The organism is Marinobacterium sp. YM272 (assembly GCF_050908845.1).
In the GTDB taxonomy this organism is placed as follows: domain Bacteria; phylum Pseudomonadota; class Gammaproteobacteria; order Pseudomonadales; family Balneatricaceae; genus Marinobacterium_D.
Map to the genome: position 1 here is coordinate 159,199 of NZ_CP194171.1, position 11,839 is coordinate 171,037.

Consider the following 11,839-nt stretch of genomic DNA (forward strand, 5'->3'; position numbering starts at 1 on the left):
GCTTTATCGTTGTAAGTCATCGTTATTGTTACCGGCAGCTTGGGGTGATGCCGGCGTTGTCATAGATGAGCAAAACAGGTGCCAATGCGTTAAAAAAGCTAATTAAAAGTCTTTTAACTCTTAAAAAACAAAAACTTAAAAACCGAAAAAATTTCTGCGACAGGGGCCGGTTGAGTGTATATCCGATCAAATCGGCGGATTTCCACACATCCAAATCAGAAAAACAGGCGGAGAGTCACACATGCCGGGAGCGGCAGGACAGGGATCAAGAAAATGTACATTTATTGCGCCACAACCTACGCCGTTATTGAATCGGCTACAGAATTTGCGCAACATGCCGAAACGACTTAGTACCCCCTGCATATAGGAAGACCGCTGTAGTGAAGAAGGCCCTATCTATACAGACCAAGGTGAATCTTTCCCTGGTGATCGTGTTCCTTATCGTCTTTGCCAGCTCCCTTTCGGCAATTCATCGCAGCGAGAGTTCACTGAGCCGAGACGTGGCGGAATTCACTACCCTGGCCACTGCGGACTCCTATTTCGACAGCATCAATATCCTGATGCTCAGCGGCGCCATGCAGAACCGCAGTGCGCTGCAGCAGAAAATACTCAGTAACGAATCCCTCACAGAAGCGCGCATCATTCGTGGCGACGCGGTCAGCCAGGTGTACGGCCCGGGTTCCGAAGACGCAGTCATCATGGATGAGCTCGATAGCCGCGCCATGAACGGCGAACACGTGGTCGAGGAGTTTGACGACAACCAGGGCCACCGCCTCACCGTGGTCACGCCGATGAAGGCATTGAGCGAGTACAAAGGCACCAACTGCCTGCTCTGCCACCAGGTTGAAGAGGGTACGGTGCTCGGTGCCGTGCGCGTCACCTACGACTTTGCCAAGGTCGACAACGAGATAGGCAAGAACCTGCGTAATATCGCGCTGGTGGAACTGGCACTGTTTATCGCCGGCGTGCTGCTGATCAGCTTTATCATCCGCCGCATAGTGATCCGTCCGATCAACGCCTTCGCCAGCACCATGAGCGAAATAGAGAAAAACGCCGACCTGAGCCAGCGCGTCGATATCAACTCCGGTGATGAAGTGGGCCAGATGGCCAAGGCGTTCAACTCCATGCTCGGCACCTTCCAGTCCAGCATCCAGCATGTCAATGACACGGTGCAGAAGCTGGCCAGCTCCAGCTCCCAGATCAGCACCATCGCCACCCACGCTATCGATGCCGCCCGCGGTCAGCAGATGCAGACCAGCTCGGTGGCCTCGGCCATGGAGCAGATGGAAGCCGCCACCAAGAGCGTCGAGGCCAGCGCCGAAAACACCGTATCCGCCTCGGATCTGGCACTGCAGGAGAGCAACGACGGGACCCGCATCACCCAGACCGCTATCGAGTCGATCGAAGCGCTGAAGCAGAGCATCGAGCGCGCCACCAGTGTCATCGAAAGGCTCGATTCCCAGAGCGAAAACGTGGGCACCGTGCTGGAGGTGATCCAGAAAGTGGCCGAGCAGACCAACCTGTTGGCGCTGAACGCCGCCATTGAAGCCGCCCGCGCCGGTGAACAGGGCCGGGGCTTCGCCGTGGTCGCCGACGAGGTGCGCACTCTGGCCAGCCGCACCCACGCCTCCACCGAGGAGATCAACAAGATCATCAGCGACCTTCAGGTGGATGCCAAGGATGCGGTATCCGTGATGCGTACCGCCCTGGACGGCGCAGGCGAAGGCGTGGAGCAGGTCCGCAAAACCGCCAATGCGCTGAGCAACATCGCCGAGGAGGTGCGCGTTATCAACGACATGAACCACCAGGTGGCCAGCGCCGTGCGCGAACAGACCCAGATGGCCGCAAGCGTTGAGCAGAGCATCACCGAAATCAACGACGGCGCCGAAAACACCGCCACCCGTGCCCAGGAACTGGCCAGTGTATCGGACCATTTGAGCGAGCTGTCACAGCAGCTGGAGCAGATGGTCAGCCGCTTCAGGCTTTGATTTCCAAGGGATAAACAGAGAGTGGCGGAGATCCGCCACTTTTCATTTCAGCCGCTGCCAGCGCGATTGGCCGCCGGTGTTTGAAATCATTCCCGTGCCAGCTTCAATCGGCACGGGGTCGGACCTGCTGCGCCAAGCCACCCTTCTGGCATCACGGGGTTACGCACCTCACGCCTTGTAGTCTTCCTTTTCCAGGCCGTACTTCTTCATCTTGTCGTACAGGGTTTTGCGCGGCAGGCCCAGCGCATGCAGGGTGTCCTTGATCGAGCCGCCATGCTTGGACAGCTCGGTATGGATCAGCATCCGCTCGAACCGCTCCACCTGCTCCGGCAGGGTCAGGCCGTTGCCGTTGGTATCGTCGGTGATCGGCCGGTTATCAAAATCAAAGGTGCAGGATTCGCCCAGCAACACGTAGCGCTCGGCCAGGTTACGCAGCTCACGCACGTTACCGGGCCAGTCGTGCATCAGCAGGCTGTGCATCCGTTCGGCGGACAGCTCAACCACCTCGCGGCCATAAAGCGCCGACGCAACCAGGATAAAGTGCTGAAACAGCAGGGGAATATCATCACGCCGCTCGCGCAGCGGGGGAATATCGATGCGCACCACGTTAAGCCGGTAGTAGAGGTCTTCACGGAATTTGCCCTCTTCCGCCAGTCTCTTCAGGTCGATCTTGGCCGCGGCGATGACGCGGATATCCAGCGGGATCAGCTGGTTCGAGCCCAGACGTTCGATCGCCCGTTCTTCCAGTACGCGCAGCAGCTTGATCTGCAGCGACATCGGCATGCTCTCGATCTCGTCGAGAAATAAAGTACCGCCGTTGGCATGCTCGAACTTGCCGATCCGGCGCGCCTTGGCGCCTGTGAACGCGCCGGCTTCATGCCCGAACAGCTCGCTTTCGATCAGGTTTTCCGGTACCGCCCCGCAGTTGATGGCAACAAAATTCTTCGACCGGCGCGGGCTGCGCTCGTGGATATATCGTGCCACCAGGTCCTTACCGGAGCCGGTTTCCGCCAGGATCAGGATATCCGCCGGCGTTTCCGCCACCGTCCGGCACAACTGGCGCAGGGCGACGATTTTCGGATCCTTGCCGACCATGCGCGGTCCCGCCGCGTTCTGTATCTCCAGTTCCTGCCGCAGACGCCGGTTCTCCAGGGTGAGCCGCCGCTTGTCCACCGCACGGCGCACGGTGTCGAGCAGAAAATCCGAGGCGAAGGGCTTTTCGATAAAGTCATACGCCCCTTCACGGATCGCACTGACCGCCATGGAGATATCACCATGACCGGTGATCAGGATCACCGGCAGCTCCGCATCCACCGCCTGGATCTGGCGCATCAGTTCCAGACCATCCATGCCGGGCATATTGATATCGGTGACAATCACGCCGGGCCAGTCCGGGTCCAGTTTTTCCAGCACCCCCTCCGCCGAGGGCAGCGCGTCCACCTCGTAGCCCTCCAGCTCCAGTGTCTGGCCCGCTGCGAGGCGGATATGTTTTTCATCGTCGACCAGCAGGATCGGTGCGACCGGGCTTTCACCGCTGTTCATCTTTATCCTCTTTCTCGTCTGCCGGGTGTATCGTCAGTTCCGGACGTACACCACGGGGTAGATCGATGGTAAATACGGCGCCGCCTTCAGAGTGGTTGGCCACCGTCAGCCGGCCGCCCAGGGTTTCCACGATCCGGTAGGATATGGACAGCCCCAGGCCCAGGCCCTGGCCCGATTTCTTGGTGGTGAAGAAGGGCTCGAAAACCCGGGACAGGTCGGCCTCGGCGATACCGGGGCCGTAGTCCCGCACCGACAGCAACAGCCGTTTTTCCCGTGTTTCCACCGCCACGTCGATGCGTTTGACCTCGCTCTGCTCCATCGCCTGCAACGCATTGGCGAGCAGGTTAACCAGCACCTGCTCCAGCCTGAGAATATCGCCCAGCACGTAATATTCCGACAGCCGCTGCGGCCAGTGACACACCGCCCCCGCCTTCTCGAAGCGACCGTACATCAGCGACATGGCACCGTCACGCACAGCCTGCAGGCAGACCAGTTCGGAGCTGTGACTGCTCTTGCGTGCAAACTCCTTGAGCGGGTGAATAATCCGGCTCATGCGCTCGGTGAGGCCACTGATCTCCTGCAGGTTGGCATCCACCGTCTCCAGCCGGTCACGGGCCAGGAACGCCCGTGCGTTGTCGGCATAGTTGCGGATCGCCGTCAGCGGCTGGTTGAGCTCGTGATTGATGCCTGCCGACATCTGCCCGATCACCGCCAGCTTGGCGGTCTGGATCAGCTCGTTCTGGGTCTGGCTATGCAGCTCCATCTCCTCGCGCAGCTTGGCGTTGGCCCGACTCAGATCCACGGTACGCTCCTGCACCCGGGTTTCCAGCGCTTCCTGGGCAGCCTTGAGCTGACGCTCCTGCTCCTTGCGCTCGGTCAGGTCATGCAGGGTCACGATAAAATGGCGGCCATCTTCCAGCGCCATGCGGTTGATCGTAACCTCCAGCGGCACCTCGCCACTGTCGCCTCTGAGCCCGGTGACCTCGGCATTCATCAGCTCCGCCCCTTCACCGAGAATATGGCGCCAGCACAGGGCCCGGTCCGGTTGCGCCAGCAGTTGACTGAAATACTGGCCGCGCACCTGCTCCAGTGATTGCCCGAACAGTGTTTCCGCCGTGGGGTTGATCGATTCAATCACGCCGCTGGCATCCAGCACCACCAGCCCGGCGTGGGTGTTATCGATAATGGCGCGAACGCGGGCTTCGTTCTCCTCCAGCGCCAGCATTTCACGCTGCTGAAACCGGGCCCGTTCGCGGACAATACGCCGCCGCGCCAGCAGGAACAGGATCAACAGCGCCAGCGCCGCAATACTGAAACCGACCAGCAGCACCGCCCCCCACATCGCCTCTCCCACCGGGGAGAGGCTGGCCAGTACCGAAACATACAAGCCGCTGTCCGGCACCTGTTTGCGCAACAGCAGGAATTGCCGGGGATCGACGCCGTCCAGTGCCTGATTGCGAATTTCCCGCCCGTCCAGCAGGGTGATCAGCTCTCCGCCGCCGGTGAGCGGCTCACGTTTGACCACATCCAGCGCAGACAGCTCGTAATCACCGTAGCGACGGCTATCAACGATACGCCGCAGATCGGAGGATGAGAGCTCACGCAGCGAACGGAACTTCCAGTCCGGGCGGGTGGATATGAAAATAATGCCGTCGGAATCGGTCACCAGCAGGTCGATTCGCGGGTTGCTCCAGTGCCGCTCCACATCGTGCAGATCGACCTTCACCACCACGGCACCAACCACTTCTCCGTCCATTTTCAGCGGGCTGGAGAAATAGTAGCCGCGTCGATTGGAGGTGGTACCGAGCGCGAAGTAACGCCCCTCGCGGCCCGCCATCGCATCACGGAAATAGGGCCGGAAACTGAAGTTGCGGCCGATAAAGGTGTCTTCCTTGTGCCAGTTGCTGGCCGCCACGGTCAGCCCGTTGGCATCCATCAGATAGGTATCGGTGGTACCCATAATCTCGTTAACCTGTTCCAGGTAACGGTTGGCCCGATCGATCGCCGGGGCGCCGGACTCCGCCACTACCGCCGAGCGCAGGTCCGAGTGGGTTGAAAGCAGGTGGGGAATATCTTTGTAGCGATTGAGCTTTTGCTGCAGACTGATGATGTAGCGATCAAGGTGGGATTCGGCATTCAGCTGCAGATCTTCCAGTGCCTGTTGTCGACTGAGGACACCGGTTTCAAGCAGCAAAAGTGCGAACAGGGTTAGCAACAGCACCAGAATTGCAGGCCTGTAGGCCTTCTGCGAGCTGACAGGCGGGCTGTTTTCTTCCGCCATTTTAGGGCCTTGCCTCCATCTTGACGTCCGTCATGACTTGAAATTGTAGTGTCTGAATCTTACTTTAGTCGCGCTCCGCCGAACAGGCGTCCCTCACCGCTAGCAGAGACCTTCCGATGCTGAAACGTACCAAGATCGTTGCCACCCTGGGCCCTTCCACCGACCAACCCGGTGTACTCGAACAGCTGATTCAGAGCGGCGTAAACACCGTTCGCCTCAACTTTTCACACGGCAGCGCCGACGATCACCGTCAGCGCGTGATGGCGGTGCGCGAAGCCTGTCGCAAGCTGGGCGCCTCCGTCGCCACCCTCGGCGACCTGCAGGGACCCAAGATCCGTATCGCCCGTTTCGCAAACGGCCCGATCGAGTTGAGTGTCGGCGATCAGTTCACGCTCGACGCGGCGCTGGAGACCAACGCCGGCGATCAGCAGGCGGTCGGTATCGACTACAAGGAACTGCCCCAGGACTGTAAACAGGGCGATATCCTGCTGCTCGACGACGGCCGCGTTCAACTGCGGGTCACCGACATCAACGGCAGCCGTATCCACACCGAGGTCACCATCGGCGGCAAGCTCTCCAACAACAAGGGCATCAACCGCCAGGGCGGCGGCCTCTCCGCCGCGGCGCTGACCGACAAGGACAAGGCCGACATCAAGGTGGTGGCCGAACTGGACCTGGATTACGTCGCGGTCTCCTTCCCCCGCTCCGGCGATGACCTGCGCGAAGCCCGTCAGCTACTCGATGCCGCCGGCAGCCGCGCCGAAATCATCGCCAAGGTGGAGCGTGCCGAAACCGTCGCTACCCAGGAAGCGCTGGACGAAATCATCCTCGCCTGCGACGGCGTCATGGTAGCCCGTGGCGACCTGGGCGTGGAGATTGGTGATGCCGAGCTGATCGGTGTGCAGAAACACATTATCCGCCGCGGTCGTGAGCTGAACCGTGTCGTGATCACCGCCACCCAGATGATGGAAACCATGATCACGGCGCCGATGCCGACCCGCGCCGAGGTGTTCGACGTGGCCAACGCTATCCTCGACGGTACCGACGCGGTGATGCTGTCGGCGGAAACCGCCGCCGGTCAGTACCCGGTGGAAGTGGTACAGGCGATGACCCGCATCTGCCAGGGCGCCGAGCAGCACCAGCTCTCGCGTACGGCTCCCACCGAGCCGGAGTACCCCTGTAACAGCAGTGACGAGGCGATCGCCCGCTCGGCGATGTACACCGCCAACAGCCTGCCGACGATCAAGGCGATCATCTGCCTGACCGAGTCCGGCTCCACGCCGCTGTGGATGTCCCGTATCCGCTCCGGCCTGCCGATCTATGCGCTGACCCGCAACGAGCAGACCATGCGTCGCGTGGCTCTCTATCGCGGCGTCGAAGCGATGTTCTTCGATGCCACCCAGGTCAGTGAAGACAAGCTCAACGAAGAGCTGCTCGCCGGTCTCGTCGCAGCCGGCAAGATCGCCAGTGGCGATACCGTGCTGCTGACCCGTGGCCAGAAGCTCGGCGTTCACGGCGGCACCAACTCCATGCAGATCATCCAGGTGCCCTGAGCACCGCTGTAGCGCTATCCACCCAGCCCCCGGTCCACGGGGGCTTTTCTCCACCCCGAGCAACTCGCCATTCACCCCGGATACCCCCATGCAGATAGAACAGAGACTCGCCTCCGACCTCGGCATCAAGCCGGGACAGGTAAGCGCCACCATCGCGCTGCTGGACGAAGGTGCCAGCGTCCCCTTTATCGCCCGTTACCGTAAAGAGGCCACCGGCGCCCTCGACGATACCCAGCTGCGCGACCTGCATCAGCGCCTCGGGCAGTTGCGCGAACTGGAGAGCCGGCGCGAGACGATCCTGCGCCAGCTCGGGGACAACGGTCAGCTCAGCGACAAGCTGAAAGCCGAGCTGCTGGCAGCGGATAACCGCGCGCGACTGGAAGACCTCTACGCCCCCTACCGCCCCAAACGCCGCAACAAGGCGCAGGAAGCCCGTGAAGCGGGCCTGGGGCCACTGGCCGACAACCTGCTGCAAAACCCGTCTCAGGGCCCTGTGAGCGCGGCCAGCGGCTTTATCCAGCCGGACCGGGGCATCAACGACACTGACAGCGCGCTGGAAGGCGCCCGCTATATTCTCATCGAGCAGCTGGCGGAAGCCGCCGACCTGGTCGAGTCACTGCGCAGGACGCTGTGGCAGCAGGGACAGCTGACCAGCCGCGCCGCACGTGGCAAGGCGGACCCGGACAGCAAGTTCCGCGACTATTTCGAGTATGGCGAAGCGATCGCGCGTATCCCGTCCCACCGTGCCCTGGCGCTGTTCCGGGGCGAGCAAGAGGGCGTACTGAAATACAAGCTGGAGCTGCCGGAGGGACGCGAACAGCTCGGCATCGAGCAGATCCAGCGCCACTGGCAGCTGCGCAGCGCCTCGCTCTCCGAGTGGATGCAGCGCACCCTGGAGCAGTGCTGGAGCAAAAAGCTGCTGCCGCAGTTGGAAACCGAACTGGTGAAGCGGCTGCGCGAACAGTCGGAAGATGCCGCCATCGAGGTGTTCGCCCGCAACCTGAATGACCTGCTGATGGCACCGCCGGCCGGCTCCCGGGTCACCCTGGGACTGGATCCGGGGCTGCGTACCGGCGTCAAGGTGGCGGTTGTCGATGCCACCGGTCGTTTTCTCGATCACACCACCATCTATCCCCATGTGCCGAAAAAGCAGTGGGACCAGTCGCTGGCAACCCTGGCCAAGCTGTGTAAAAAGCATGGCGTGGAGCTGATCGCCATCGGCAACGGCACCGCTTCCCGGGAGACCGAGCAGCTGGCCCGGGAACTGGCGCAACGGGAAGCAGGCCTTAGCCTGCAGCCGGTGGTGGTCAGCGAGGCCGGCGCTTCCGTTTACTCCGCCTCGGAACTGGCGGCAAAGGAGTTTCCGGATCTGGATGTCAGCATCCGCGGCGCCGTCTCCATCGCCCGCCGCCTGCAGGATCCGCTGGCGGAGCTGGTCAAAATCGACCCCCGCTCCATTGGCGTCGGTCAGTATCAGCACGATGTCAACCAGCAGAAACTCTCGGCCGCCCTGGATGCGGTGGTGGAAACCTGCGTCAACCACGTCGGTGTGGATCTCAACACCGCCTCCAGCGCACTGCTGCGCCATGTTTCGGGTCTCAACGCCGCCCTGGCCGACAACATTGTCGCCTGGCGCGACGAACAGGGTGCCTTCAGCAATCGTCGCCAGCTGCTCAAGGTCCAGCGCCTGGGTCCCAAGGCGTTCGAGCTCAGCGCCGGCTTCCTGCGTATCCGCAACGGTGATGAGCCGCTGGATAACTCCGCGGTTCATCCGGAGTCCTATCCGCTGGTCGCCGCCATCGCCGAGGCCGCCGGTCTGAGCCAGCAAAAGCTGCTCGCCTCGCCGGAGGCGCTGAAGACTCTGGACCCCTCCCGTTTTGTCAGTGACGGCTTTGGCAGCTATACCGTAAACGATGTGTTCCGCGAACTGGAAAAGCCGGGACGCGACCCGCGACCGGAGTTTCGCTCGGTGGAGTTCCGCGAGGGGGTGGAAACCCTCGCCGATCTGAGCCCGGGCATGACACTCGAAGGTGTGGTCACCAACGTCACCAATTTCGGTGCCTTTGTGGATATCGGTGTACACCAGGATGGCCTGGTCCACATCTCCGAGCTGGCGGATCGTTTCGTCAGCGACCCGCATGAGGTGGTGGCCAGCGGCCAGATCGTCCAGGTGCGGGTGCTGGAGGTGGACGAGCGGCGCAAAAGGATCGGACTGAGCATGAAAACGCAGCGTCCGACAACCGACCCGGCTCCGGCTAAGGCGAAACCGAAAAAGGCGGCCTCCCACACGCCAAGGGAAGGCAGCCTGGGGGCGCAGTTACGTGCCGCAGGTATCAAACAAAGACGCTAGTGAGCATGGCTCACAGGTACACTGCGCCTGTATAATGCGGCGTTTTACTTCACTTTCGGCAACACAGGAATCCGCGCGGTGCTGGCAACTCTGGAAAAACATCTAGATCTTCTGGTCGCCAACGGCGATGCCCGGCTACTAACCCAGTTGGGCCACGGGATCGAAAAGGAAGGTCTGCGCGTCGACGCACTGGGCCAGCTGGCACAGACCAACCACCCGCGGGCGCTCGGCTCCACCCTGACGCACCCGCAGATCACCACCGATTACTCGGAGGCGCTGCTGGAGTTCATCACCCCGGTTTGCGCTACACCGGGCGCCGCGCTGGATTACCTTGCCGACCTGCACCGCTACTGCTACCGCCACCTGGGCAACGAAGAGCTCTGGGCCGCCAGCATGCCGTGCAACATCCCGTCAGAAGAGGCGATCCGCATCGCCGAGTACGGCAGCTCCAACGTGGGCACCATGAAACATATCTACCGTGTAGGTCTGCAGCACCGCTACGGCAAGATGATGCAGACCATCGCCGGCATCCACTACAACTTCTCGCTGCCGGAGAGCTTCTGGCCCGTCTATCAGACGCTGACGAAGACCTCGGGCAGCATCGATGCTTTCCGCTCCGCCGGTTATTTCAGCCTGATCCGCAATTTCCGCCGCTACAGCTGGCTGCTGCTTTACCTGTTCGGCGCCTCACCGGCACTGTCATCCAGCTTCATGCAGAACCGCCCGCACAAGCTGGAAACGATCGGCGATCACACCCTGTACCTGCCCTGGGCGACGTCCCTGCGCATGAGCGACCTGGGTTACTCCAACAAGGCCCAGTCAGCACTGAATATCTGCTACAACCATCTGGATAGCTACACGGCGTCCCTGAGCGATGCGATCCGTACGCCACATCCGGCCTACGAACAGCTGGGCATCAAGCAGAACGGTGAGTACAACCAGCTCAACGCCAACGTGCTGCAGATCGAAAATGAATACTACAGTGACGTACGTCCCAAGCGCGTTACCCGCTCCGGCGAGAAACCGATCCAGGCACTGCGTGACCGCGGCGTCGAATATATCGAGGTGCGCAGCACCGATATCGACCCGCTCAAGCCGCTGGGTATCGATCTTGAGCAGTCCCTGTTCATGGATACCTTCCTGATCACCTGTCTGATCTGTTCCAACGAGCCGATCAGCGAACAGGAATGCGAGCAGATCAGCATCAACCACCAGCTGGTGGTGACCCGCGGTCGCGAGCCGGGTCTGGAGCTGGCCTGCAGCAACGGGGGCCAGAGCGTGGAACAGCGTGGCCGCAGCATGCTGAATCAGGTGAGACTCACCGCCCAGGTGATGGACAGCATCGCCGGTGGCGACAGCTACACCCGGGCAGTGGATGCGCAGTACGCAAAACTAGAAGATCCGCAGCAGACCCCGTCAGCCCAGGTACTGGATTCCATTCGCAAGAGCGGCGCGAGCTACAACGAGTGGGCGCTGGAACAGAGCCGCGAACATCGCGAAAGCCTGAGCAGCCAGCCGCTGTCGGCGGAGCGCGAGCAGCTGTTCGACAAGATGGCTGCCGACTCCCTGGCCGAACAGCAGGCGATAGAAGCCGCCGATACGCAGAGTTTCGACGCCTTCCTGGCACATTACATGGCCAGCTGAGCGGGCCTTACCGAGCCTTTTATGGCGCAGTTTATGCGCCTATCTACTGCAGCGTTTATTGAACGACAAGGCTGGTGAAGAAGAGGTCGGCCACGTAGGTCTCGCCCTCTTCTTCCATCAGCATATCCTGCACCAGCTTCAGCGCTTCGCCGGACAGCAGCTGCTGTGCGGCAACCGTGCCGACACTCTCTTCGGTCTGCGCACTGAACAGAAACACTAGATCATTGCGGATCTGCGCCTTGTGCGCGTTGACCGCGTGGTGCGCCGCTTCGGAATCCACCTGCAGGGTCACTTCCGCTTTCAGGAAGTGCATATCATCAGCCGTACCGAAATTGGTCACGAAGGGTTTCAGCTCGATATAACTGATATAGGTTGAGCCCTTGTCTTCTGCCGACTGTGCCAGCGGTGCCACGAGCACAAGCAGTAATGCGAGCAGCCGTGAATATGCCCTGAACATGCTTTTTCCTCTTTATTTGCAGAC

Annotated in this window: 8 protein-coding genes; 5 read left to right on the forward strand and 3 right to left on the reverse strand. The window is 61.1% G+C overall.

The window, feature by feature from the left end; genetic code table 11:
- The first annotated feature begins 65 nt into the window (after positions 1-65).
- Positions 66-311, forward strand: a complete 246-nt coding sequence (locus ACQUQP_RS00820; RefSeq protein WP_432696934.1) for a hypothetical protein — start codon at positions 66-68, stop codon at positions 309-311.
- 69 nt (positions 312-380) lie between these two features.
- Entirely contained in the window at positions 381-1,988 is a 1,608-nt protein-coding gene (locus tag ACQUQP_RS00825) for a methyl-accepting chemotaxis protein (RefSeq protein ID WP_432696935.1), read from the forward strand.
- A gap of 168 nt (positions 1,989-2,156) precedes the next feature.
- Here the strand turns inward: ACQUQP_RS00825 and ACQUQP_RS00830 are convergent, their stop codons facing one another.
- Positions 2,157-3,530: a sigma-54-dependent transcriptional regulator gene (locus ACQUQP_RS00830; protein ID WP_432696936.1), complete on the reverse strand. Its 1,374-nt coding sequence runs from the start codon at positions 3,528-3,530 to the stop codon at positions 2,157-2,159.
- A complete protein-coding gene (locus tag ACQUQP_RS00835; protein ID WP_432696937.1) occupies positions 3,517-5,811 on the reverse strand; it encodes an ATP-binding protein in 2,295 nt (764 codons plus the stop codon). The genes ACQUQP_RS00830 and ACQUQP_RS00835 overlap by 14 nt, the downstream gene beginning before the upstream one ends.
- 116 nt (positions 5,812-5,927) lie before the next feature.
- On the opposite strand from ACQUQP_RS00835, the gene pyk reads away from it, so the two are divergent.
- From pyk to gshA, 3 genes are all read left to right on the forward strand, one after another.
- Positions 5,928-7,364 carry a pyruvate kinase gene (gene pyk, locus ACQUQP_RS00840; protein ID WP_432696938.1) on the forward strand — a complete coding sequence of 479 codons (1,437 nt, stop codon included), beginning with the start codon at positions 5,928-5,930 and terminating at the stop codon, positions 7,362-7,364.
- A gap of 88 nt (positions 7,365-7,452) precedes the next feature.
- Entirely contained in the window at positions 7,453-9,714 is a 2,262-nt protein-coding gene (locus ACQUQP_RS00845; protein ID WP_432696939.1) for a Tex family protein, read from the forward strand.
- 78 nt (positions 9,715-9,792) lie between these two features.
- The gene (gene gshA / locus ACQUQP_RS00850; protein WP_432696940.1) at positions 9,793-11,358 is read left to right on the forward strand and encodes a glutamate--cysteine ligase; all 1,566 of its coding nucleotides are present in this window, start codon (positions 9,793-9,795) and stop codon (positions 11,356-11,358) included.
- Between the two features lie 55 nt (positions 11,359-11,413).
- Here gshA and ACQUQP_RS00855 read toward each other — a convergent pair whose 3' ends face one another.
- Positions 11,414-11,815, reverse strand: a complete 402-nt coding sequence (locus ACQUQP_RS00855) for a flagellar basal body-associated FliL family protein (protein ID WP_432696941.1) — start codon at positions 11,813-11,815, stop codon at positions 11,414-11,416.
- Between the last annotated feature and the right edge of the window lie 24 nt (positions 11,816-11,839).

Excerpts from the sequence above, each read along its gene's own strand:
- ACQUQP_RS00820 (WP_432696934.1), top strand. The coding sequence starts at position 66 with ATGAGCAAAACAGGTGCCAATGCGTTAAAAAAGCTAATTAAAAGTCTT.
- ACQUQP_RS00830 (WP_432696936.1), bottom strand. The coding sequence starts at position 3,530 with ATGAACAGCGGTGAAAGCCCGGTCGCACCGATCCTGCTGGTCGACGAT.
- ACQUQP_RS00835 (WP_432696937.1), bottom strand. The coding sequence starts at position 5,811 with ATGGCGGAAGAAAACAGCCCGCCTGTCAGCTCGCAGAAGGCCTACAGG.
- pyk (WP_432696938.1), top strand. The coding sequence starts at position 5,928 with ATGCTGAAACGTACCAAGATCGTTGCCACCCTGGGCCCTTCCACCGAC.
- ACQUQP_RS00845 (WP_432696939.1), top strand. The coding sequence starts at position 7,453 with ATGCAGATAGAACAGAGACTCGCCTCCGACCTCGGCATCAAGCCGGGA.
- ACQUQP_RS00855 (WP_432696941.1), bottom strand. The coding sequence starts at position 11,815 with ATGTTCAGGGCATATTCACGGCTGCTCGCATTACTGCTTGTGCTCGTG.